23 protein-coding genes and 1 tRNA gene are annotated in these 21,613 nt (G+C 60.7%); 9 read left to right on the forward strand and 15 right to left on the reverse strand.

The window, feature by feature from the left end:
* Window positions 1-22: 22 nt before the first annotated feature.
* From QRN41_RS19500 to QRN41_RS19525, 6 genes are all read right to left on the reverse strand, one after another.
* Window positions 23-547: a DUF3833 domain-containing protein gene (locus tag QRN41_RS19500; protein ID WP_285422020.1), complete on the reverse strand. Its 525-nt coding sequence runs from the start codon at window positions 545-547 to the stop codon at window positions 23-25.
* 216 nt (window positions 548-763) lie between these two features.
* Window positions 764-837 (reverse strand) — tRNA-Gly (locus QRN41_RS19505).
* 163 nt (window positions 838-1,000) lie between these two features.
* Window positions 1,001-1,885 carry an alpha/beta fold hydrolase gene (locus QRN41_RS19510; protein WP_034137337.1) on the reverse strand — a complete coding sequence of 295 codons (885 nt, stop codon included), beginning with the start codon at window positions 1,883-1,885 and terminating at the stop codon, window positions 1,001-1,003.
* A gap of 304 nt (window positions 1,886-2,189) precedes the next feature.
* Complete coding sequence (locus tag QRN41_RS19515) at window positions 2,190-2,882, reverse strand: pseudouridine synthase (protein WP_285422021.1); 693 nt, start codon at window positions 2,880-2,882, stop codon at window positions 2,190-2,192.
* The gene (locus QRN41_RS19520) at window positions 2,882-3,094 is read right to left on the reverse strand and encodes a cysteine-rich CWC family protein (RefSeq protein ID WP_034096371.1); all 213 of its coding nucleotides are present in this window, start codon (window positions 3,092-3,094) and stop codon (window positions 2,882-2,884) included. The genes QRN41_RS19515 and QRN41_RS19520 overlap by 1 nt, the downstream gene beginning before the upstream one ends.
* A gap of 84 nt (window positions 3,095-3,178) precedes the next feature.
* On the reverse strand, window positions 3,179-4,801 hold the full coding sequence (locus QRN41_RS19525; protein WP_034137339.1) for a methyl-accepting chemotaxis protein: 1,623 nt from the start codon (window positions 4,799-4,801) through the stop codon (window positions 3,179-3,181).
* 316 nt (window positions 4,802-5,117) lie between these two features.
* On the opposite strand from QRN41_RS19525, the gene QRN41_RS19530 reads away from it, so the two are divergent.
* Window positions 5,118-5,501, forward strand: a complete 384-nt coding sequence (locus QRN41_RS19530; protein ID WP_285422022.1) for a hypothetical protein — start codon at window positions 5,118-5,120, stop codon at window positions 5,499-5,501.
* 144 nt (window positions 5,502-5,645) lie between these two features.
* Window positions 5,646-6,080 (forward strand): DUF3757 domain-containing protein, encoded by a 435-nt coding sequence (locus QRN41_RS19535; RefSeq protein WP_034137341.1) that lies wholly within the window; start codon window positions 5,646-5,648, stop codon window positions 6,078-6,080.
* A 4-nt stretch (window positions 6,081-6,084) separates the two neighbouring features.
* Here the strand turns inward: QRN41_RS19535 and dspII are convergent, their stop codons facing one another.
* Window positions 6,085-7,197: an enoyl-CoA hydratase/isomerase DspII gene (gene dspII / locus QRN41_RS19540; RefSeq protein ID WP_034137342.1), complete on the reverse strand. Its 1,113-nt coding sequence runs from the start codon at window positions 7,195-7,197 to the stop codon at window positions 6,085-6,087.
* A 137-nt stretch (window positions 7,198-7,334) separates the two neighbouring features.
* Here dspII and ung point away from each other — a divergent pair, with 137 nt between their 5' ends.
* Window positions 7,335-8,027 carry a uracil-DNA glycosylase gene (ung, locus tag QRN41_RS19545; protein WP_094064671.1) on the forward strand — a complete coding sequence of 231 codons (693 nt, stop codon included), beginning with the start codon at window positions 7,335-7,337 and terminating at the stop codon, window positions 8,025-8,027.
* Between the two features lie 29 nt (window positions 8,028-8,056).
* Here ung and QRN41_RS19550 read toward each other — a convergent pair whose 3' ends face one another.
* From QRN41_RS19550 to QRN41_RS19570, 5 genes are all read right to left on the reverse strand, one after another.
* Window positions 8,057-9,094: an AbrB family transcriptional regulator gene (locus QRN41_RS19550; protein ID WP_123480479.1), complete on the reverse strand. Its 1,038-nt coding sequence runs from the start codon at window positions 9,092-9,094 to the stop codon at window positions 8,057-8,059.
* Window positions 9,087-10,601 (reverse strand): tripartite tricarboxylate transporter permease, encoded by a 1,515-nt coding sequence (locus QRN41_RS19555; protein ID WP_040267581.1) that lies wholly within the window; start codon window positions 10,599-10,601, stop codon window positions 9,087-9,089. Before QRN41_RS19555 ends, QRN41_RS19550 begins: the two co-directional genes overlap by 8 nt.
* Window position 10,602: 1 nt before the next feature.
* A complete protein-coding gene (locus QRN41_RS19560; RefSeq protein WP_034096384.1) occupies window positions 10,603-11,061 on the reverse strand; it encodes a tripartite tricarboxylate transporter TctB family protein in 459 nt (152 codons plus the stop codon).
* 61 nt (window positions 11,062-11,122) lie between these two features.
* Entirely contained in the window at window positions 11,123-12,106 is a 984-nt protein-coding gene (locus tag QRN41_RS19565) for a Bug family tripartite tricarboxylate transporter substrate binding protein (protein ID WP_034096385.1), read from the reverse strand.
* 47 nt (window positions 12,107-12,153) lie between these two features.
* Entirely contained in the window at window positions 12,154-13,446 is a 1,293-nt protein-coding gene (locus QRN41_RS19570; RefSeq protein ID WP_285422023.1) for an OprD family porin, read from the reverse strand.
* Between the two features lie 236 nt (window positions 13,447-13,682).
* Here QRN41_RS19570 and tctD point away from each other — a divergent pair, with 236 nt between their 5' ends.
* Both tctD and tctE read left to right on the forward strand, forming a co-directional pair.
* A complete protein-coding gene (gene tctD / locus QRN41_RS19575) occupies window positions 13,683-14,354 on the forward strand; it encodes a two-component system response regulator TctD (RefSeq protein ID WP_034096386.1) in 672 nt (223 codons plus the stop codon).
* The gene (tctE, locus tag QRN41_RS19580; protein ID WP_285422024.1) at window positions 14,347-15,732 is read left to right on the forward strand and encodes a two-component system sensor histidine kinase TctE; all 1,386 of its coding nucleotides are present in this window, start codon (window positions 14,347-14,349) and stop codon (window positions 15,730-15,732) included. Before tctD ends, tctE begins: the two co-directional genes overlap by 8 nt.
* Here tctE and QRN41_RS19585 read toward each other — a convergent pair whose 3' ends face one another.
* Together QRN41_RS19585 and ygfZ are read right to left on the reverse strand one after the other, a co-directional pair.
* The gene (locus tag QRN41_RS19585; protein WP_034137348.1) at window positions 15,733-16,554 is read right to left on the reverse strand and encodes an HDOD domain-containing protein; all 822 of its coding nucleotides are present in this window, start codon (window positions 16,552-16,554) and stop codon (window positions 15,733-15,735) included.
* Window positions 16,555-16,590: 36 nt separating this feature from the next.
* A complete protein-coding gene (ygfZ, locus tag QRN41_RS19590; RefSeq protein ID WP_123480476.1) occupies window positions 16,591-17,532 on the reverse strand; it encodes a CAF17-like 4Fe-4S cluster assembly/insertion protein YgfZ in 942 nt (313 codons plus the stop codon).
* Between the two features lie 139 nt (window positions 17,533-17,671).
* Between ygfZ and QRN41_RS19595 the strand changes: the two genes are divergently transcribed.
* Window positions 17,672-17,926, forward strand: a complete 255-nt coding sequence (locus QRN41_RS19595) for an FAD assembly factor SdhE (RefSeq protein WP_034096390.1) — start codon at window positions 17,672-17,674, stop codon at window positions 17,924-17,926.
* Entirely contained in the window at window positions 17,910-18,356 is a 447-nt protein-coding gene (locus tag QRN41_RS19600; protein ID WP_285422025.1) for a protein YgfX, read from the forward strand. The genes QRN41_RS19595 and QRN41_RS19600 overlap by 17 nt, the downstream gene beginning before the upstream one ends.
* On the opposite strand, the gene nadB is transcribed toward QRN41_RS19600, so the two are convergent.
* Complete coding sequence (nadB, locus tag QRN41_RS19605) at window positions 18,325-19,941, reverse strand: L-aspartate oxidase (protein WP_034137350.1); 1,617 nt, start codon at window positions 19,939-19,941, stop codon at window positions 18,325-18,327. The genes QRN41_RS19600 and nadB overlap by 32 nt on opposite strands.
* Before the next feature lie 465 nt (window positions 19,942-20,406).
* Here nadB and rpoE point away from each other — a divergent pair, with 465 nt between their 5' ends.
* The gene (gene rpoE, locus QRN41_RS19610) at window positions 20,407-20,988 is read left to right on the forward strand and encodes an RNA polymerase sigma factor RpoE/AlgU (protein WP_003172477.1); all 582 of its coding nucleotides are present in this window, start codon (window positions 20,407-20,409) and stop codon (window positions 20,986-20,988) included.
* Between the two features lie 32 nt (window positions 20,989-21,020).
* Complete coding sequence (locus QRN41_RS19615; protein WP_034137351.1) at window positions 21,021-21,608, forward strand: sigma-E factor negative regulatory protein; 588 nt, start codon at window positions 21,021-21,023, stop codon at window positions 21,606-21,608.
* The last annotated feature ends 5 nt before the right edge of the window (window positions 21,609-21,613 follow it).

Consider the following 21,613-nt stretch of genomic DNA (forward strand, 5'->3'; position numbering starts at 1 on the left):
TCAGGCAGGCTGAAAAACCCGTTTATTGGCGACGGAAAAACAGCGTGACCTGGCCCCATTCCACCCCGAACTTGGACATGCTGGAGCGGTTGATCAGGGTGTCTTCGTCCATCAGGTACATCCAGTCGTCGAAGCTGACTTCATACACCGAACCGTCCACCGACAAGTTGAGCCGATAGCGCCAGCGCAACGCGTTGCCCGCCACCTCACCGATCGCCTCGCCGACCACATCGCCGGCGCGCCCACGCCAGCGCCCGGGGCCGTCCGGGGTAAGTGTCCATACGCGACGCTGGCGGGTGCCATCGCTGTACACGAAGCGCTCATCGAGAATCAGCTGGTTGCCCTCGCGCCGGCTGTCGATCTGCACTTCAAAGCGCTTGGCTACTTCGCCGGAACGTTTCTCGAAAATGCCCCAGGCCTTGACCGGCTTGCTGAAAAAACGCTCCAGATCCAGCTTGGGTTGCTGATCGGCATAGTGATCCACCCCCACGCCCGTGCAACTGCACAGACTTGCGACCAGCAATAGAGAAACCAGTAGACGCACCATGGCGGGGCTCCGTGATCGTGCGAGGCGAAGTGCCCCTATCGCCATTGATACTTGTACAAAATAATTGATTTGTACAGGTTTGCGCTGCGTCGTGATGCGCAAAGGTCGCAAGATCGGGTGGTATCACTGAATTTCGCCCATAAAAAAACCGGCCACCAAGGGCCGGTTTTCTTATGCACCCCCGTCAGCAACGGCGTGACGGGGAGCGAATCTGAGTGGAGCGGGTGAAGGGAATCGAACCCTCGTTATCAGCTTGGGAAGCTGGAGTAATGCCATTATACGACACCCGCTCAGAGCGGCTGACTTTGTACCAGATGTGCGCTGGGATTTGAAGTTTTTCTTTGGAAAATGTGCAGGTTGCGTGCATCTGTCGAGGTGACGAACGGGCTTCTTGCCGGCTTACCATGGCGAACACGTGCGGTCGCCATGGTAAGCCGGCAAGGCTTCTGCGGTTCAGAGTGCGAACGCATGTTGCGTTTGGCCTCGGTCGTAACGCGGCCGGTTGATGCGCTGCTCCGGTTTCAAGAAACCCACCACGGCGTCACGGCTGTCCCGACACGCGGCTTTGTGTTCCATGTCCAGAAAGTGACCGGTGGCCTGGATGCTGCTGAAGCTGCTGTTCTTCACGTATTGACCGAACAGCCTGGCATCGTCGGCGCTGGTGTATTCGTCCCATTCGCCGTTGACGAACAGCACCGGAATGTCGATCTGCTTGGCCGCCTTGAGGTAGCACAACCGGTCGCTGTCGAGCACTTGGCTGATGTGGAAATGCATCTGCCCGTATTCATGCTCGGCCAGGCTGCTCACATGCTTGTGGTTGAACCGTTTGAACAGCGAGGGCAGGTGTTTGCCGATGGTGCTATTGACCAAGTGGCCGACGCGGTCGCGGTCGAGGTTGCTCAGGTAATCGACGCCGCGTTCCAGGTAGTCGCGCATGGGCGCATTGATCACCGGTGAGAATGAGCTGATCACGGCTTTTTCCACCCGGCGCGGGCGCTGGGAGAGGGCGACCAGGGTGGCGGCGCCGCCCCAGGAAAACGACAACACATGTTCGGCGGCGAAGTGCTCGATCAGCTCCAGCAGAATCTGGCCTTCGACGTCCTTTGTGAGCATATGCTCATGGCGGTTATGGAGTTTGGAACGGCCGGCGTAGGGTTGGTCGTATAACACCACATTGAATTGCGGGTGCAGGCTTTTCACGGTTTGGGCGAAGGATGCCGTGGTGGCCATCGAGCCGTTGACCAGAATGATGGTCTTTGCAGCGGCATCCGCGCGATAGAACTCCGTGTAAACCCGATACTGACCCTGTATATCCAACACAGCGATTTCTGGCCTCATGTCGTAAGACTCCTGGCAAGCGGGTAGGGCGCGCAGAACACTCTGCACGAGCTTTGTGACAGGTAGGCATACGCCTGGAAAAGTAAGGCCCATGTCGGTCCGATAACGGCTGGCCGGCGGCTGTTGTTATGGCGGGCAGTTTGCCTGGAGGGCCCGTGGATCAAGCGCGGGCAGGGCAAGGTGGGTCTTGGAGGTTATAGGCGACTCGTCAGTCATATTGCGGCTGACGGTTTGATTCAAGCAGCAGACTTCGAATGCCGCAAGGCACGCAAATAGGTTTTTGCAGTCGCCGGCTGAATGGTCGTCAGACCTGTCTGATTTCTGCGTCGGTCAATGCCCGGTACTCGCCCGGCGCAAGGGTCGCGTCCAGTACCAGCGGGCCCATGCGCTCACGATGCAGGTCGATCACTTTATTGTCGAAATGCCCGAACATGCGTTTGATCTGGTGGTAGCGGCCCTCGACGATGCTCAACCGCGCGGTCCTCGGCCCCAGCAGCGTCAGTTCGGCGGGTTGGGTGGTGAGGTCTTCGAAGGCAAAGTACAAGCCTGCGGCGAACGTAGGCGCGTACTCGGGGCCGATGTCCTGTTGCGTCTCGACCCGGTACACCTTGGGCAACTTGGTCTGCGGTTGGGTCAGCCGGCGCGACCATTGGCCGTCATTGGTGATCACCAGCAAGCCCGTGGTGTTGAAGTCCAGCCGCCCGGCAATATGCAGCTCGCCCTTATCCGGCTCATCGAGCCAATCGAGTACGGTCGGGTGTTCAGGATCCGACGTCGCGCTCACACAGCCCCTGGGTTTGTGGAGCATGAAATAACGCGCCGGTTTGCCCGCCTGCAGCACCTCATCGTCCAGGCATACCCGGCTGAATTCGCGCACTTCATGGTGAGGATCGCTGACGGCAACGCCATCGACCCGGATCCGCCGCTCCACCAGTAACAGGCGTACCTGTTTTCGATTGAAGCGCGGCAGGTTGCTGAGGAAACGATCGACACGCATCAGGATCGCTCGGCGTCGCGCAACTGTTGGTCGACCTGGGCACAGCGCGGGCACAGGCAGGCTTGGTTACGCAGGGCGTCCGGCAGGGCTTGCAGCACCGCCGGATCGATGGTGACGCTGTAGCACCAGCAGGCTTGGTCGACGCGGCGAGGGTCGGCCAGGGCGCAGTCGTTGCGAGCGCCGCAGGCGGGGCAGAGGGTGGGCGTGGTCATCGGTCGGTTCGGGCGGTATCGGGCAAGGAGCCGGTCCATTCCGGCGTGCCTTGCACGATACAGGGCCGACCTTGCCTCGGCTACTCAGAGCTGGAACTTGCTGACCAGCACATTGAACGAGGTAGCCAGGCGCGACAGGTCCTGGCTGGAGGCGTTGGTCTGGTGCGCACCGGCGGCTGTCTGAGTGGACAGGTCCTGAATGTTAAGCAGGTTGCGATCCACTTCACGGGCCACCTGGGCCTGTTCTTCCGATGCGGACGCGATGACCAGGTTGCGTTCGTTGATCTTGGCCACGCTGGCGGTAATGCGTTGCAGCGCTTCACCGGCACTTTGCGCCAGGGTCTGGGTATTGTTGGCCCAGGTCAGGCTCTTGTTCATTGCCGCCACCGCGCCGTCGGCGCCCACCTGCACTTCGCCGATCATTTTTTCGATGTCGACCGTGGAGGTCTGGGTGCGATGGGCCAATGCCCGCACCTCATCGGCAACCACCGCAAAACCGCGACCCTGCTCACCGGCCCGCGCCGCCTCGATGGCAGCATTGAGTGCCAGCAGGTTGGTCTGGTCGGCGATGCTGCGGATCACATCGATCACCTTGCCGATCTCGCGCACCTGGTTGGCCAGGTCAACGACCGATTGCGTCGAGTCGTTGATCTCCACCACCATCGACGACATGCCGGATACCGCCTGCTCCACCTGCTGGCGGCCGTCTTCGGCTTCGGCGGTGGCCTGGCGCGAGGCTTCGGAGGTGGACACGGCATTGCCGGCCACTTCGTCCACCGCGGCGGTCATCTGGTTGACGGCGGTGGCGGCCTGTTGGATCTCGTCATTCTGACGGGTCAGGCCACGGGTGCTTTCATCAGTGACCGCACTCAGTTCTTCGGCGGCCGAGGCCAGTTGATCCGAAGCATTGGCAATTTCCATCAGGGTGCTTTTCAGGCCGCCCTGCATGTCCGACAGTGCCATCAACAGTTGCCCGGCTTCGTCGGTACGTTCGGTGAGGATGGCGCGGGTCAGGTCACCGCTGGCAATGCGTTGGGCGCTCTGCACCGCTTGTGCAATGGGGCGGGTGATCAGACGGGTGATCAGCACGCCCACGGTGATGGCGATGATGAACGCCAGTACGATGCCGCTGATCATCCACGTCAAGGCGCTGTTGCGCAGCTCGTCGGCGGCGATGGCGCCTTCTTTGATCTGGCGGTTGTTGGACTCGATGATCACGCGGATCAACTCGCGGGCCTGGCGGAACAGTTCGTTGTTGGTGGTGTTGAGTTCAGCCCGAGCCTGATCGATCTTGCCGCTGTCGAGCATCGCTGTAATGCGTTCGGCACTGCTGATATAGCTCGGCAGCACTTTATCCAGTTTGTCACCCGCTGCCCGTTCGTCATCTGCCAGTGGCGTTGCGCGGTAGGTGGCGTAGGCATCCTGGCTGCGCTTGAGTTCGTTGGCGATGTCTTGGCGTACGCGGTCGCGGTCTTGCTGGGACACATCGCCCTGGCTGGCGTCCATCAGGCGGTACAAGCCTCGGTTGTGCGCGACGATCCCATTGAGGGTGGCGGCCGTGGTGCTCACAGATACAAGGTTGTTGGAAAACGTGAGTTCCAATGCCGTGGAGAGCCTGACCACGCCCTTGATACCCAGCAAGCCAACCCCGAGGGTGACCAGCGCACACAGTAAAAACGAAAGCAGCAGCTTGGTTGAAATTTTCATGGTTCGAATCCGAGGATGTTAGCGAAGGATGCACGCTAGAGCCTCCCTGGCTGTGCGCGACATCATAGTGACATCATGGTAAAGCGAAGAGTTTCAACATCCAAAAATTAACTGAAACGTTAAAGCTCAACATTGGATTCGAGCTGCGGAAGGGCAGCGTCCATAGGCAGTTAACAGAGGCGGCCTAGGTGTATCAAGTTGTTACAGGAACGCACCAGATTCCGTTTTTGATGTCAGATATTTCGTCATTCAGTGAAAGCTGAATGCCGCCCTTCAGCGTCGCTGAAGGTGCTCTTTCGCGGTCCAGGAGGCCGCCATGTATCGACGAATGCTGCTCAGCGCTTTACTCGGTCTGACCCTTTCCGCTTGCGTGCCCTATTACGAGGGAGGCCAGAGCTACTACCGTTCCGAGGTCTATACCTCACCCGCGCCGACGTACTACTACGGGGGTGGCTCGGTGTATCAATACCGGCGTGATTACTACCCTGCGCCCCGTTACTACACACCGGTACCGCGTTATTACTCTGCACCGCGCTACTACCAGCCGGCACCGCGCTATTACTCGGCGCCGCGTTACTACCCGTCTGGGCCGCGCGCCGGCTACCGGCCTTATCCCAATCAGGGCTGGGGGGATCGCGGTGGGCATGACCGTCGAGGCGACCGTGGCGATCGTGGTGGCGGACGCGGCGGTCATTGGTAAGTTTCCCACTATCGAGCGGCGCATATAGCGCCGCTTTTTTTCGCCTGCCGTTTGTCGGAACTGTCATATTTGACAGGTATCCTCCGCGCTCCAGATGTATTTCACTCACAGGGATCAGAGTGCCGGTCAGGCATGGAGCGTCCAGTGATTAAGCGATCGATCTGCCTGCTTGTGGTGATGACCTGCGGCGTTATGCACGCGAACGCGAAGCAGGGGTGTCCGTACGCGTCCTCCGTTCAATTAAAAGAGGGGCGTTTCCAGGTGCGCGATGGGCAGCTCCTGTGGCAAAGCCCGAAAGTTAAACAACTGGATTTCGTCAGCGGATTCGTCGGCGCATTGTTCATCCCTGCCCAGGGACAGGCGCGGGAAAACGGCTACGTTGAAAAGTGCATCTACCGAACCAACGGCGATCAAGTAATTGCACTGCGTTATGGCGGCTCGGAGGAGGTCGACAGCGTGTCGCTGACCAGCAGTCTGCATTGGCGCCTGGCCAAGGATCCCTTCGGCCAGGACGTGTATATCTGCGATGACAGCCAGCCCGATAACTGCTCCTTCACCATCGACCGCTCCAAGCGCTGAGCTGTCAAAAATCGGAAAGGTCTGCCAGAGGATGCCTACCTTCCCACGCCTTGTTGAAGTGCGCCTGCACCACGGCGTCCGGGATCGCATTGATATCCGGCCAGTGCCAATGAGGCGTCTGGTCCTTGTCAATCAACCGCGCACGCACGCCTTCGGCGAATTCCGGGTGACGGCAGCAATTGAGGCTGAGGGTGTATTCCATCTGGAACACCTGGGCCAGGGACAAATGCCGCGCGCGCTGGATCTGCTCCCACACCAGGTGCGCCGTCAGCGGGCAACCTTCACTCAATGTTTTGCCCGCGCGGTGGAACAGCGGGTCGGCATGCTCGCGCAATGCACTGAGGGCCCGCCACGCACAGCGCACATCGCCCACGTCCAGCCAAGCGTCGATCTGCGCGCGCCGCGGCAGCCATTGTGCGTCGGGTTGCTGGTCGTGCGCCTCCTGGGCCAGGGCCTTGAGCAGGCTGTTGAGCTGCATCGCGGTCTGTTCCTGCCAATTCAATTGCAATAGGCCCTGGAGCAACTGATCTTGCTGGTCGTCCCGTAGGAAACGGTCGGCCAAACCCAGGTCCAGCGCATCACGCCCATTGATATGCGCTCCGGTCAGGCCCAGAAACAAACCGAGTTTGCCCGGCAGGCGCGACAGGAACCAACTGGCCCCCACGTCGGGGTACAGGCCGATGCTGATTTCCGGCATGGCCAGCCGGCTGCTGGGCGTGACGATGCGCACCGTCGCGCTTTGCAGCAGGCCCATGCCGCCGCCCAGCACATAACCGTGACCCCAGCAGATCAGCGGTTTGGGGTAGGTGTGCAGGCGATAGTCGAGGCGATATTCGGCGGCAAAAAACTGCGCGCCCAGGGCGGGTACTTCGCCCGGGTGTTCAAGACACGCCTGGGCCAGGCTGCGTACCTCGCCACCGGCGCAGAACGCCTTGGCGCCGTTGCCGCGCAGCAGCACGCAGACGATTTGCGGGTCTTTGGCCCAGGCCTCCAGGCGGTCGCCGAGGGCCAGGATCATCGGCAGGGAGAGGGCGTTGAGCGACTTTTCAGCGTCCAGGCTGGCGATGCCGATACGGGCACCGCCGCTGCCGGTGAGTTCTTCGAAGTGCAGATTCATCGTGACCTCAATCGAGAAAGTGAAGGATCAGTATGATCCTTTGGTGGGAAAGTGCCGGTGGTGTGTCAGATCAATTGACAAGCGGGGGCGGCTTTCCTAGGGTTCGCCTCATTCTTTTTTTACAAGACACTTCAACGATGACCGACGGCGACCGCATCAAACTCGAACCCAGCTGGAAACATGCCCTGCGCGATGAGTTCGACAAGCCCTACATGGCCCAGCTGCGCGAATTTCTGCGTCAGGAGCATGCCGCCGGTAAAGAGATCTACCCGCCTGGCCCGCTGATTTTCAACGCCCTCAACTCCACGCCGCTGGACAAAGTGAAGGTGGTAATTCTCGGCCAAGACCCTTACCACGGCCCCGGCCAGGCCCACGGCCTGTGCTTCTCGGTGCAGCCGGGGGTGCCGGCGCCGCCGTCGCTGGTCAATATCTATAAAGAACTCAAGCGCGACCTGAACATCGACATTCCCAACCACGGCTACCTGCAGAGCTGGGCCGAGCAGGGCGTGCTGATGCTCAACACCACCATGACGGTGGAGCGTGCCAACGCCAACGCCCATGCCGGCAAGGGTTGGCAGTTCTTTACCGATCGGATTATCGAAGTGGTCAGCGAGCACCAGCCGCACTTGGTGTTTCTGCTGTGGGGCGCCCACGCCCAGAGCAAGCAGAAACTGATCGATGCCACCAAGCATCTGGTGCTGACATCGGTGCATCCGTCGCCGCTGTCGGCGTATCGCGGGTTTATCGGTTGTGGGCATTTCAGCCGCGCTAACAAGTTTCTTGAGCAGAGCGGCGAAACACCGATTGAGTGGCGATTGCCGCCACTCTAAGGCCAAGCCTATTCAAAAGGTGGGAAGGTTTAGAGGGTTTCTGGCTGACGATTCCAATACCTGAACAACGGCTCCGCCAGAAACAGCACAAACAACAAGCGCATCACCTGCATCGCCGTTACTAGCGGCACTGACAGTTGCAGGGTTTCGGCCGTAAGACTCATCTCGGCGATGCCACCCGGCATCATGCCCAGGGTCAGCGAGCGCAGGTCCAAGTGGGTGAGGGCGCTCAGGCCCACGGCGGCCAGGGTCGCCAGCGCCATGGTTAGAGCGGTGCCGACTAAAGTACGAGCCATGAACGACGGCGCGCGGCGGAAGAACTGACGGTTGAAATGGCAACCCAGTCCGCTGCCGATCAGCCATTGGCCGATCTGGCTACCGCCGTCGGGCAGGCCGATATGCAAATCCCAGACAACGCTGGCGGTCGCGCTGACCAATAACGGGCCGAACAACCATGGGTTTGGCTGACGCAGGCGCTGCCAACCCCAGGCCACCAGGGCTCCCAGCGCAAACAGCATCGCCAGCCAGGCCCAACTCACGGGTGCCGGATGAAACTGCGGCGCGCCGCCCCCCAGCACATACTTGAAGATCGCCGGTACGCACAGCACCACTGCCAGCACGCGTAGGCTCTGCCCCGCCGCGACACGGCTGAGCACCGCGCCGTTGCGTGCGCCGAGGTTGACCATCTCACCGGACCCGCCCGGCATGCTGGAGAAAAACGCGGTGGCGCGATCTTCACCGCTGCGGCGCATCAGCCACACGCCCACCACGCTCGACAGGCTGGTGACCAGCGCGCCGAAGAAGATCAGGCCGAAGTGGCTCATCACCTGCTCGATCACCACTGGGGTGAAGTGCAGGCCGATGCCGATCCCCACCACCCATTGGCCGCATTTACGCCCGCCGGGAATCTCCGCCAACTGCCAGGGCGTGAGGCAACGCACCAGAATGATCGCCAGCAACGAGCCGACCATGTACGGCAATGGCCAGCCGATCAGGCTGGCCAGGTAACCGCCGGCCAGGCCGACCAGCGGTGTTCCCCACCAATGTTTAAGGGTGACCTCAGACATTGGCCACAGCGCGCCGCTGTTGGGCGCGCTTACGCCAGATCCGCAGTAGCGGCACGAACAACATGATCGCGGTCAGTACCCAGACGCCAAAGGTGATCGGGCTCGACCACAGAATCTCCAGTGCACCGTTGGAGATCGACAGCGCACGGCGCAGGTTCTGCTCCATCAGGCCGCCGAGGATAAAGCCCAGCAGCACCGGCGACAGCGGGAAGTCCAGCTTGCGCAGGATGTACCCGAAGATGCCGATCCCGACCATCAGGAACAGGTCGAAAGTGGTGGCATGCACCGCGTACACACCGATCGCGGTGATGATGGCGATCACCGGCACCAGCGCCCAGTTCGGCACGGCGAGGATGCGCGTGAAGATCCGGATCATCGGGATGTTGAGGATCACCAGCATGATGTTGGCGATAAACAACGAAGCGATCAGGCCCCAGACAATGTCCGGTTGCTGTTGGAACAGCAGCGGGCCGGGGGTGATGTTGTACAGCGACAGCGCGCCGATCATCACCGCAGTGGTGCCCGAGCCGGGTACGCCCAGGGTCAGCATCGGCACCAGAGCGCCGCAGGCGGATGCGCCGATCGCGGTTTCCGGGGCGGCGAGGCCGCGCATGTCGCCCTGGCCGAACTTGCCGCTGGCACCAGCCATGCGTTTCTCGGTCATGTAGGCCACGGCCGATGCCAGCGTTGCACCGGCGCCCGGCAACACGCCCATGATGAAGCCCAGCAGGCCGCAACGGATATTCACCACGAATACCGACGCCGCTTCCTTGATGTTGAACATCATGCGCCCGGTGGCCTTGACCGCTTCCTGGCCACGGTGGGTTTTTTCCAGCAGCAACAGGATCTCGCTGATGGAGAACAGGCCCAACACCAATACGACGAATTGGATGCCGTCGGTGAGGTGGATGTTATCGCCGGTAAAACGGTACACGCCGCTGTTGGCATCGATGCCGACCGCCGATAGGAACAGGCCGATCAACGCCGCAACGAAGGTCTTCAACGGCTTGTCACCGGCCATGCCGCCCAGGCAGACAATCGCGAACACCATCAGCACGAAATATTCCGCCGGGCCGAAGGCAATCGCCCACTTGGCCAGCAGCGGCGCAAACAGCACCATGCCGCAGGTGGCGATGAACGCACCGATGAACGAACTCCATGCCGACAACGACAGCGCCACACCGGCCAGGCCTTTGCGGGCCATCGGGTAGCCGTCCAGGGTGGTCATTACGGTGGAAGCTTCGCCCGGGATGTTAAGCAGGATCGAACTGATCCGGCCGCCGTATTCGCAGCCCAGGTACACCGCCGCCAGCAGGATCAGCGCCGATTCCGGCGGCAGGCCCAGGGCGAACGCGATGGGGATCAACAGCGCCACACCGTTGATCGGGCCCAGGCCCGGCAGCAGGCCGACCACGGTGCCGATCAACGTGCCGCACAGCGCGGTCACCAGGTTGTAAGGGGACAGCGCCACGCCAAAGCCCTGGCCCAAGTAGCCAAAAGTATCCATATCAGTTCTCCAGAACGTCGAGCAGGCCAAGGGGCAACGGCACATCCATGACCTTATCGAACAGCAGGTACAAACCGATGGCCATCAGGGAGACGATCACCACGCTGGGCATCCAGCGGCCGCCGTACAGGCGCGCCATCGGGATGCCGATCAGCATGCTGCTGAGGATGAAACCCAGCGGTTCGAAAGTGGCGGCGAACACAATCAGCAGGACCACGCAGAGGCTGATCTTGATCAGGGTTTCGCGATCCAGCGCCGGTTCTTCTTCGGTGTGCTTGGTGGCCTGCGGGCGAATCAGCATGTAGATCAGCGCCAGGCTCATCAGCCCGAGGATCAGCAGCGGGTAGGCGCGGGGCCCTACCGGCTCGTAGGAAAACGACGCCTGATAGGGCCAGGCCATCAGCGCCAGACCGGCACAGGCCAGCAGCAGCGCGGCCGCGAATATGCGTTGTAAGAGCATGTTGAACTCCTGGGCCATGCCTGGGGTTTTGCCAGGCATGGCCGCGCGACAGAGGGGGCGATTACTGGATCAGGCCGAACTCTTTGGCCAGCACTTTGTAGTCAGCCACCTGTTTCTTCACATAGGTGTCCAGCTCCGGGCCGGTCATGGCAAACGGGAACAGCTCGCGCTGGTCACGCAGCTTGGCGAACTCTTCGGAGGCCAGCAGTTTGTCGAATGCGTCTTTCCACCAGGCGTACTCGGCATCGCTGACTTTTGGCCCGAGGTAGAAGCCGCGCACCACTGGCCACACGATGTCGTAGCCTTGCTCTTTGGCGGTCGGAATATCCTTCATTTCCGGCTCGTTCAGGCGCTGCTCGGAGAACACCGCCAGCAGACGCATGTCGCCGCTGAGGATGTGCGGCATGGAGTCGGAGATGTCGGTACTGCCCACTTGAATATGACCACCAAGCAGGGCCGTGGCGATTTCACCGCCGCCTTCGAGGGCCACATAGCGCAGCTCGCGCGGGTTGATCCCGGCGGCTTTGGCGATCAGGGCGGTTTGCATCCAGTCCTGGCTACCGACGGTGCCGCCGGAACCGATCACCACGCTGCCCGGATCTTTCTTCAGGGCTTTGACCAAATCATCGAGGGTCTTGTAGGGCGAATCGCTTTTTACCGCGATGGCGCCGTAACTGGTGCCGACCGCGGCCAGCCAACGTACGGCGCTTTCATCGAAACGCCCGAACTTGCCTTGCGCCAGGTTCAGCAGCGAACCGCTGGACCAGGCCACCAGCGTACCGGCATCCGCCGGACGCTGGGCGACCACGGCGTTGTAGGCCACCGCGCCTACGCCGCCGGGCATGTAGGTCACGCGCATCGGTTTGCTCAGCAATTTTTCGTTGACCAGTGCGCTTTGCGCCAGTTTGCAGGTCAGGTCGAAACCACCGCCGGGGGAGGCCGGGGCGATGCATTCCGGGCGCTTGGGCTCGTCAGCGGCCAGCAATTGACCGGCGAACAACATGCAGCCGGCGGTGAGGGCCAATTTACGCAATGAAAGGGTCATGGGTGTCTCCGTCGTTTTTGTTATGAGGTTCTACTGCCAGGCACTGCTTACCAGAGCGCGACGCTGTAGCTGACCAGCAGGCGCATTTCATCCGCATCGCGGGCTGAATAGTTGGAGCGGTAAGTGGCGTTACGCAGGCGCACGGCCACGTCCTTGAACGTGCCGGTCTGCACCACATACTTGATCTCGCTGTTACGCTCCCATTCTTTGCCGGTGTCGCCGTTCCTGAGCTTGATGTTGTCACCGGACAGGTAACGGCTCATGAAACTCAGGCCTGGGATGCCCAGCTTGGCGAAGTCATAGTCGTAGCGCGCTTGCCAGGAACGTTCCTCGGCACCGGCGAAATCGTTGATCTGTACAAAGTTGACCAGGTACGGGTCGCTGCCATCCACATACGGAAAGGCACTGTCGCCGGACATGTGCTGGTAACCGGCGCTGAGCTTGTGGCCGTTGAGGGCATAGCTGAACAGACCGTTGAGGGAGGTGTTGTCGATCTTGCCGCCACGGGCGCTGCCGGTGTCGTCGCTGATGGCCAGGCGCAGGTCGGCGCCGAAGGTGCCCGGGCCCATCGGGCGCGCGGCCACCAGGCCAAGGAAGTGTTGACGGTAGACATCATCGAGTTGGGCGAAGTGGTAGCTGCCGGTGATCTTGTCGGCGAATTTGTAGTCCACGCCGCCGAAGTTGAAGTGCTTACCGGTAGCCCCGCTGAGGAAGCGGCTGTTCTTGTTATTGAGGGCGATATCTTCGTAGTTGGTATCGTCGCGGTCCTTGGCTTTATCCAGGCGGCCGCCGGTGAATACCAGATTCTTGAATTCCTTGGACGTCAGCAACCCACCATTGAAGGTCTGCGGCAGAATGCGCCCGTCGTTGGGTTTGAGGATCGGCAGCTCGGGCATCAGCGAACCGATTTTCAACTCGGTGGCGGAGATTTTTACTTTGCCGGTCAGGCCCAACTTGGAGTATTCGTCGGCGGCGCGGCCGTCATCATGGGTCGGCAGCAGTCCGGTGCCGGTGCGGTCGGGGCTGGAGTCGAGCTTGATCCCGAGCATGCCCAACGCATCCACGCCAAAGCCCACGGTGCCATCGGTGTAACCCGACTGCAGGTTGAGCATAAAGCCCTGGGCCCACTCGTCGCGCTTGGATTGCTGGGCACTGGTGCCGTCGCGAAAGTCGCGATTGAAGTACATGTTGCGGGTTTCCAGGGTCGCGCTGCTGTCTTCGAAGAAGGCGGCTTGGCTGAGCGGCGTGAAGCCGGCAAGGGCGGCGGCGCTGGCAAGGGTGGTTTGGGTCAGGCGGGAAAAACGAACAGACGGACGAGCCTGGGGCTGTGTCGACAGCATGGTGATGCACTCCGATATTGTTTTTATTGTGACGAAAACGCATCGAGGCGTTTTTCGGGCACTGCGGATCAGGCAGCTGGGTGGGCAAGGCTCACCGTGAGCTGGATGCTAAAGCGCGAAGCTTTCACTAACCTTTCAGTCACCTTTCAATGTTTTCGGGCTTCACAGGGCACCGGGCGCCTGTAAACTCCCCGCCAAAGCGTGGCATCGACCACTCCTGAATGAGGCAGAAAACCATGCGTGTCCTTCTGGTTGAAGACCATTTGCAACTCGCCGACAGTGTGGCCCAGGCGCTCAAGAGCACGGGTTTGACCGTCGACGTGCTGCACGACGGCGTTGCCGCCGACCTGGCCTTGAGCAGCGAGGACTACGCGGTGGCCATCCTCGATGTGGGGCTGCCGCGCATGGATGGTTTCGAGGTGCTCGCACGTTTGCGAGCCCGTGGGAAAAATCTGCCGGTGCTGATGCTGACCGCGCGAAGTGACGTCAAAGACCGTGTGCATGGCCTGAACCTGGGCGCCGACGACTATCTGGCCAAGCCTTTCGAACTGACGGAACTGGAAGCACGGGTCAAGGCTCTGTTGCGTCGCAGCGTGCTGGGCGGCGAGCGCCAGCAAACCTGCGGCGTGCTGGTGTACGACTTGGACACCCGGCGCTTCACGTTGGGTGGCGAACTGCTGACATTGACCTCTCGGGAGCAGGCGGTGCTTGAAGCGCTGATCGCGCGTCCGGGCCGGGTGATGAGCAAAGAGCAACTGGCCTCCCATGTGTTTGGCCTGGACGAGGAGGCCAGCCCCGATGCGATCGAAATCTACGTGCATCGCCTGCGCAAAAAACTCGATGGGCAACCGATCGCCATCGTGACGTTCCGCGGCCTTGGCTACTTGCTGGAAGCCCGCGATGCATAAGCCCAGCAGCCTGCGCTGGCGACTGCTGTGGAACCTGGCGCTGTTGCTGGTGCTGTTGATGTTGGCCAGCGGCATGAGCGCCTACTGGAACGGTCGTGAAGCAGCCGATACCGCCTACGACCGTACGCTGCTGGCGTCGGCACGTACCATCGCGGCCGGCCTGACCCAGGTGGACGGCACTCTCAGCGCCAATGTGCCCTATGTGGCCCTGGACACCTTCGCCTACGACAGCGCCGGGCGCATTTACTACCAGGTCAACGACATCGATCAGAAGCTGATCTCCGGCTATGAGAACCTGCCCGGTCCACCTCCCGGCACTCCGCGTACCGATGATTACCCGGCCCTGGCGCGTTTCTACAACGCCAAGTATCAGGGCCAGGAAGTGCGGGTGGTCAGCCTGCTTAAAGCGGTTTCCGAGCCGAACATGAACGGTATGGCGGAAATCCGCGTGGCCGAGACCGACGAAGCAAGGGTCAGCATGGCCCGTAGCCTGATGGCCGATACCCTGCTGCGCCTGGGCATGCTCTCGGTCGGTGCGTTGCTGCTGGTGTGGTTTGCCGTGAGCGCCGCGCTACGCCCGCTGGATCGTCTGCGTAAAGCCGTGGAGGAGCGTCAGCCCGACGATCTGCGGCCGTTGCCATTGGTGGAGGTGCAACATGAATTCGGCCCGTTGGTCAGCTCACTCAATCACTTCACCGAGCGCCTGCGCGGGCAATTCCAACGCCAGGCGCAGTTTATCGCCGATGCGTCCCACGAACTGCGCACTCCACTGGCAGCACTCAAGGCCCGCCTGGAGTTGGGGTTGCGCGCCGAAGACCCGGCGACCTGGCGCAGCACCTTGGAAACCGCGGCTCAGGGCACTGATCGCCTGACCCATCTGGCCAATCAGTTGCTGTCCCTGGCGCGCATCGAGAACGGCGCCCGGGCGATTGCCGAAGGCGGCGCGCAGTTATTGGATCTGAGTCAGTTGGCCCGCGAACTGGGCATGGCCATGGCGCCTCTGGCCCATGCGCGCGGCGTGGCCCTGGCGCTGGAAGCCGACGAGCCGGTGTGGCTGCGCGGCGAACCGACACTGTTGAACGAACTGCTGAGTAACCTGGTGGACAATGCCCTGGCGCACACGCCGCCTGGTGGCAACGTGATCCTACGGGTGATGGCGCCGGCGGTGCTGGAAGTGGAAGACGATGGCCCGGGCATCCCGCTGGATGAGCGGGATCGGGTGTTCGAGCGGTTCTATCGGCGTAGTCAACAGGGCATGGGCTCGGGCCTGGGCTTGGCGATTGTCGGGGAAATATGCCGGGCGCATCTGGCGCAGATCAGTCTGCATGACGGCGAGCGCGCTGGGTTGAAAGTTCGGGTGAGTTTTATCGCCGGTTGATCAGTAGAACATCGAACGCGCTTCATCCAGCTCTGCGCGCAGGCTGTCGCTATAGGGGTCTACGCGCAGCTTTTTCATCGCGGGGATCTCGGAAACCACCACGTTTGCCAGAGGGTGATGGGTGCCGCGATGGCAGTACAGCACGGCAATTTGCACCAGATCGATATAGTCGAGACGGTCGGAGTCGCGCTCGAAGTTCAGGTATTGCCCCGGTAGTTTCGCCAGCATCTCGGGAAAGTCCCAGCCGCTGAGTAACTTGTCGCCCAGCTTAGGGTGGATGCTGTCGATCACATGATTGAGGCTGACCGGGTCTGCCAGCAGCTCGTAGTGGTCTTCGGCGTAGGTGAGAATCGGCAGTACGCCGATCTGGTGCACCAGGCCACCGAGGGCCGCTTGGTCCGGCTTGAGCTGGCTGTGGCTGCGGCACAAGGCATAGCTCACGCCCGCCACTTCCAGGCTGCGGCGCCAGACGTCGCGCATTTTCTGTTCGACGACTTCGGAGCGGGCGTGAAAGATCTGCTCCATCACCAGGCCAATCGCCAGGTTGCTGCTGTAATTGGTGCCCAGCCGCGTGATGGCGGTGTGCAGGTCGGTGACTTCCTGCGTGGCGCGCAGCAGCGGGCTGTTGACCACTTTGATCAGGCGCGCGGACAGCGCGGTATCGCGACCGATCACTTTGCTCAAGTGGCTGATGCTGATTTCCGGGTCTTCGGCGGCCTGACGAATCCCCAGGGCCACTTCCGGTAATGTCGGCAGAACCAGGTCATCGTTATCGATGGCCTTGACCAAAGCCTGTTGGACTTTTTCCGCCAGCTTGTTCATTCATGATCTCTAGGGTGTTGCAAAAAAGTACGGCGACTAACGCTGGATCTCTCGATCACGGTCGAGGGTATAAGGCAGGTCAAGCAGTTGCAGACCCGGGCCTTCAAGCATGCCTAGATGCACATCGCCACTATCGGCAGCTTCGGCTTGCAATACGGCCAGAAGTTCAATGACCTGGTCAGCTTTTGCTGCGATTACCACTTCACCGATCGAGCTGTTGTGGCTCGGCGAAAACAGAGGAGTGCCTGGCTCGGGCATTTGCGCCGAATCAAGGCTTAAGCGGTACAAGCGGCGCTTGAGTTTGCCCAAGTACTGCATACGCGCGACGATTTCCTGGCCGGTGTAGCAGCCTTTCTTGAAACTCACACCGCCCACGGCTTGCAAGTTGAGCATCTGCGGGATGAACAGCTCGCGGGTTTGCGCCATGACTTGGCCGATACCGGCGCGAATCTGGCCCAGCAGCCATTCATTCAGATCGGCAGAGTCAAGGGTTGAACTCAATTGGGCTTTGACGGCGTCGGCTCGATCCGAAGGTACCCAGAGTTCGCTGCGGCCGGGTGAGACCCGAATGGCGATCAAGTGCTCATTGCGGGCTACGCTGTCGGTCTCGGCCGGTAGCTCAAGCCCGAGGCTGGCCAGGGCCGAATCCGCATTCACCAGACCGAAGCGGACCCAAGCGGCACTTTCGTCGGTCAGCTTGGACTTGGAGAACACCGCGTATTTTTTCAGGTCGGCCAGTTGCGGTTCCAGCAGCTCGGCCGCCATCGCCAGCAACACCCCATCACCTTGCAACAAGATGCGAAAGCTCGACTGCATGCGCCCTTTTTGCGTGCAGCGCGCGCCGAGGCTGGCCTGGGTATCGCTCAGGTAATTGAGGTTGCAGGTCAATTGGCCCTGCAGGAATTTGGCAGCATCGGCACCGCGGACGGCGAGGACACCTTCGTGGATCAGGGGGCAGAAGAAAGCAGAGTCAGCCATGGTTCATCGCAGGTCAAAAAGTCATGGGTGCATCATAGAGGGGCGCCCGGCAAATGGATAGTTTCCGTAGGGGCGACCAAAGCCGACTGTTCCACTGCTGTCGGGCCTGTATACTTGCGCTCTATTTGAGGAGCGCTCCATGGTCGAAGATGTAGAACTCAATCGCCTCTACTGGCACAGCCGTCGCGGCATGCTTGAGCTGGATGTATTGCTGGTGCCTTTCGTCAAAGAGGTTTATTCCACCCTTAATGAAGTGGACCGCAAGGTGTATGTGCGTCTGCTGGAGTGCGAAGACCAGGATATGTTCGGCTGGTTCATGGAGCGCGCCGAGTCGGACGATCCGGAACTGCAGCGGATGGTTCGGATGATTCTGGATCGTGTCCAGCCTAAGTAATCGCTTCGAATGCCGCTGGCAGCCGTCACGGCGGCTGCTGGCGGCGTATCTGTTCGCCCAACTGTTCGCGTTGGGTGCGTTGGCATTGATTGATCTCGCTTTCTCAACTCTGGCGATAGTGCTGTGTCTGGGGCATGCCGCCTGGGTGTTGCCGCGACACATTCTGTTGTCACACCGTTCGTCGATTCGTGGCCTGCGACGCGATGAGGACGGCTGGCAATTGTTAAGTGAGCAGCGTGGCTGGCACGCCGTGCAGTTGTGTCCGGACAGTCTGGCGTTGCCCCTGATTGTGGTGCTGCGATATCGGGTCAAGGGGCAGTGGTGGGCGCGTTCGATCTGTGTGCCCAAGGACGCGCAGGCGGCGGATACACACCGGCGCCTGCGGGTACGCTTGAAGTTCAGCCGGCGTAGGTGGCTGGCACCAGGATAGTGTCGCGGGCTTCGGGGAGCATCTGCGGGTAGTCGAGGGTGTAATGCAGGCCTCGGCTTTCCTTGCGTTCCATGGCAGACCTGATCATCAGTTCCGCTACCTGAGCAAGGTTCCTCAGTTCAATCAGGTCTCTGCTCACTTTATAGTTGCTGTAGAACTCGTCGATTTCATCCAGTAGCAGCCGCACCCGATGTTGTGCCCGTTGCAGGCGCTTGTTGGTGCGCACGATGCCCACGTAGTCCCACATGAAGCGCCGCAGCTCATCCCAGTTGTGGGCGATGATCACGTCCTCGTCCGAGTCGGTGACTTGGCTGGCGTCCCAGCGGGGCAGGGCGGCCGGCACCGGAATTCGCGGCAGTTGCTCAAGGATATCCGCCGCCGCTGAGCGGGCATATACGAAGCACTCAAGCAGCGAGTTGCTAGCCATGCGATTGGCACCATGCAGGCCGGTGAAGCTGGTTTCACCAATGGCATAAAGGCCGGGTACGTCAGTGCGGCCATGCTGGTCAACCATTACGCCGCCGCAGGTGTAGTGCGCGGCCGGTACGACGGGTATCGGGCCTTTGGTGATATCGATATTGAAGGCTAGGCAGCGCTCGTAGACGGTGGGGAAGTGCGTCTTGATGAATGCTTCGGGTTGATGGCTGATGTCCAAGTAGACACAGTCGATGCCCAGGCGCTTCATTTCATGGTCGATGGCGCGGGCGACGATATCGCGCGGGGCCAGTTCGGCTCGGGGGTCGAAGCGCTGCATGAAGCGTTCGCCGTTCGGCAGTTTCAAATGCGCGCCTTCGCCGCGCAGCGCTTCGGTGATCAGGAAACTCTTGGCCTGCGGGTGATACAGGCAGGTCGGGTGGAACTGATTGAACTCCAGGTTGGCCACTCGGCACCCCGAGCGCCAGGCCATGGCGATGCCATCGCCGCAGGCGCCGTCAGGGTTGCTGGTATAGAGATAGACCTTAGCCGCGCCGCCCGACGCGAGAATGGTGAAGCGCGCGCCGTAGGTGTCGACCTCGCCGCTGCCGCGGTTGAGCACGTAGGCGCCGAGACAGCGCTCGCCTTCCAGTCCCAAGCGCTTTTCGGTGATCAGATCGACGGCGACGCGTTGCTCCAGCAGTTCGATGTTGGGGCGTTGACGGGCCTGATCCAGCAACGTCCTGAAAATAGCCGCGCCGGTAGCATCGGCGGCATGGATGATGCGGCGATGGCTGTGGCCGCCTTCACGGGTCAGATGGAACTCGAAGCCGCCGTCGTCGGCGCTGGCGTGTTCGTCACGGGTGAAGGGTACGCCTTGATCGATCAGCCATTGGATCGCTTCGCGGCTGTGTTCAACGGTGAAACGCACCGCTTCTTCATTACACAGCCCGCCACCGGCGTTGAGGGTGTCCTCGACGTGGGACTGCACCGTGTCGGTGTCATCCAGCACGGCGGCAACACCGCCCTGGGCCCAGAATGTCGAGCCGTTGGCCAGGTCGCCCTTGCTCAGTACGGCGATGCGCAGGTGGCTGGGGAGGGTCAGGGCAAGACTCAATCCGGCTGCGCCGCTGCCAATCACCAGAACATCGTGTTGAAACTGTTGGCTCATTTGAAGGATTCCGCAAAAAGCGATCCAAGGGCTAGTGGCGCTGACGGGACGCCTGGATCGGCGAATCAAAGGGTCACACGGCCCACTAGTATATAGAGGGGGGGAGCGGCACAATAGCCAGGCATTCGTGGCAATGTGAGATTACGGTGCGCGGCTTGGGTATAATCCGTCGGTTATTGGATTGGGAACTTTTTGCATAAGCCCCGACTCAATAGCAGGTTGCCCGAAAGCTGGGAAAACGTTGAGTTTATTGGCCCGTCGGGAGCATTGGACGCGTCAGGAAACCGACGACAAGATTATTCGCGCAGCCGGCGTTGCCCGCGCTGCGTTTTTCGTGTGTGCCAAATCAGTGCATGCCGGAAACTTGCTTGGAGGGGGAGAACTTTTGCGAAAAGTCCGAGTCTATGTTTGCAAGCCTGATCGTTTAGTTATGCAAGCCTCCTTCAAGTACAACGAGGAGTGTTCATGCTAACCCAGGAAGAGGATCAGCAGCTGGTCGAGCGCGTACAACGCGGCGACAAGCGCGCATTTGATCTGCTAGTGCTGAAATACCAGCACAAAATTCTCGGGTTGATCGTGCGGTTTGTGCACGACACCCATGAAGCGCAGGACGTTGCACAGGAGGCCTTTATCAAGGCGTACCGTGCACTCGGTAATTTCCGCGGTGACAGTGCGTTTTATACGTGGCTGTACCGCATCGCCATCAACACGGCGAAGAACTATCTGGTGTCTCGCGGACGCCGCCCACCAGATAGTGATGTAAGTTCAGAAGATGCAGAATTTTACGATGGTGATCACGGCCTCAAAGATCTCGAGTCGCCGGAGCGTGCATTGCTGCGCGACGAGATCGAAGGAACCGTTCATCGCACAATTCAGCAACTGCCAGAAGATTTGCGTACGGCGTTAACTTTACGTGAATTCGACGGTCTGAGTTATGAAGACATTGCGAGCGTCATGCAATGTCCGGTGGGGACTGTAAGGTCACGGATTTTCCGGGCCCGGGAAGCCATCGACAAAGCCTTGCAACCGTTGTTGCAGGAAAACTAAAGACAGCGGCGACAGCCAAGAGAGGAACCGCCATGAGTCGTGATGCCCTGCAGGAATCGCTGTCCGCAGTGATGGATAACGAAGCGGATGAACTGGAACTTCGTCGAGTGCTCAACGCGTTCGATGATGCCGAAACCCGTGATACCTGGTCTCGTTACCAAGTCGCTCGGGCGGTGATGCACAAGGATCTTCTAATCCCTCGTCTGGATATTGCTGCGGCCGTTTCTGCCGCGTTGGCTGATGAAGCCGTTCCAGCAAAAGCTGTTCGCGGTCCGTGGCGTAGCCTGGGTCGCCTTGCGGTTGCTGCCTCGGTGACTGTTGCCGTGCTGGCGGGTGTTCGTCTTTACAATCAGGACGAAATTGCCGGTGCCGAACTGGCCCAGCAGACTCAGCAACCGGTCATGGCCGGTCCTCAAGTCAAAGGTCCGGCAGTATTGGCCGGCTACAAGGAAAGCTCCGACGCCGCCGGCCCTATGGCCAACGGTGTATTGCAGGGGCAATCCGGTTGGCAGGATCAGCGTCTCCCAGGTTACCTGCGCCAACATGCACAGGAATCGGCCTTGAAAGGCACTGAAAGCGCTTTGCCGTACGCTCGCGCCGCTAGTCTGGAAAACCGTTGAACCGC

Origin of the sequence: Pseudomonas sp. efr-133-TYG-23, assembly GCF_030209215.1 — a bacterium.
Taxonomy (GTDB): domain Bacteria; phylum Pseudomonadota; class Gammaproteobacteria; order Pseudomonadales; family Pseudomonadaceae; genus Aquipseudomonas; species Aquipseudomonas rhodesiae.

What these genes read in the sequence shown, in the direction of transcription:
- QRN41_RS19520 (WP_034096371.1), bottom strand. Translation starts at nt 3,094, where the DNA reads ATGACCACGCCCACCCTCTGCCCCGCCTGCGGCGCTCGCAACGACTGC.
- QRN41_RS19585 (WP_034137348.1), bottom strand. Translation starts at nt 16,554, where the DNA reads ATGAACAAGCTGGCGGAAAAAGTCCAACAGGCTTTGGTCAAGGCCATC.
- QRN41_RS19560 (WP_034096384.1), bottom strand. Translation starts at nt 11,061, where the DNA reads ATGCTCTTACAACGCATATTCGCGGCCGCGCTGCTGCTGGCCTGTGCC.
- QRN41_RS19550 (WP_123480479.1), bottom strand. Translation starts at nt 9,094, where the DNA reads ATGTCTGAGGTCACCCTTAAACATTGGTGGGGAACACCGCTGGTCGGC.
- ygfZ (WP_123480476.1), bottom strand. Translation starts at nt 17,532, where the DNA reads ATGGCTGACTCTGCTTTCTTCTGCCCCCTGATCCACGAAGGTGTCCTC.
- tctD (WP_034096386.1), top strand. Translation starts at nt 13,683, where the DNA reads ATGCGTGTCCTTCTGGTTGAAGACCATTTGCAACTCGCCGACAGTGTG.
- QRN41_RS19565 (WP_034096385.1), bottom strand. Translation starts at nt 12,106, where the DNA reads ATGACCCTTTCATTGCGTAAATTGGCCCTCACCGCCGGCTGCATGTTG.
- QRN41_RS19515 (WP_285422021.1), bottom strand. Translation starts at nt 2,882, where the DNA reads ATGCGTGTCGATCGTTTCCTCAGCAACCTGCCGCGCTTCAATCGAAAA.
- QRN41_RS19500 (WP_285422020.1), bottom strand. Translation starts at nt 547, where the DNA reads ATGGTGCGTCTACTGGTTTCTCTATTGCTGGTCGCAAGTCTGTGCAGT.
- ung (WP_094064671.1), top strand. Translation starts at nt 7,335, where the DNA reads ATGACCGACGGCGACCGCATCAAACTCGAACCCAGCTGGAAACATGCC.
- dspII (WP_034137342.1), bottom strand. Translation starts at nt 7,197, where the DNA reads ATGAATCTGCACTTCGAAGAACTCACCGGCAGCGGCGGTGCCCGTATC.
- QRN41_RS19525 (WP_034137339.1), bottom strand. Translation starts at nt 4,801, where the DNA reads ATGAAAATTTCAACCAAGCTGCTGCTTTCGTTTTTACTGTGTGCGCTG.
- QRN41_RS19570 (WP_285422023.1), bottom strand. Translation starts at nt 13,446, where the DNA reads ATGCTGTCGACACAGCCCCAGGCTCGTCCGTCTGTTCGTTTTTCCCGC.
- tctE (WP_285422024.1), top strand. Translation starts at nt 14,347, where the DNA reads ATGCATAAGCCCAGCAGCCTGCGCTGGCGACTGCTGTGGAACCTGGCG.
- QRN41_RS19510 (WP_034137337.1), bottom strand. Translation starts at nt 1,885, where the DNA reads ATGAGGCCAGAAATCGCTGTGTTGGATATACAGGGTCAGTATCGGGTT.
- nadB (WP_034137350.1), bottom strand. Translation starts at nt 19,941, where the DNA reads ATGAGCCAACAGTTTCAACACGATGTTCTGGTGATTGGCAGCGGCGCA.
- rpoE (WP_003172477.1), top strand. Translation starts at nt 20,407, where the DNA reads ATGCTAACCCAGGAAGAGGATCAGCAGCTGGTCGAGCGCGTACAACGC.
- QRN41_RS19530 (WP_285422022.1), top strand. Translation starts at nt 5,118, where the DNA reads ATGTATCGACGAATGCTGCTCAGCGCTTTACTCGGTCTGACCCTTTCC.
- QRN41_RS19615 (WP_034137351.1), top strand. Translation starts at nt 21,021, where the DNA reads ATGAGTCGTGATGCCCTGCAGGAATCGCTGTCCGCAGTGATGGATAAC.
- QRN41_RS19555 (WP_040267581.1), bottom strand. Translation starts at nt 10,601, where the DNA reads ATGGATACTTTTGGCTACTTGGGCCAGGGCTTTGGCGTGGCGCTGTCC.
- QRN41_RS19595 (WP_034096390.1), top strand. Translation starts at nt 17,672, where the DNA reads ATGGTCGAAGATGTAGAACTCAATCGCCTCTACTGGCACAGCCGTCGC.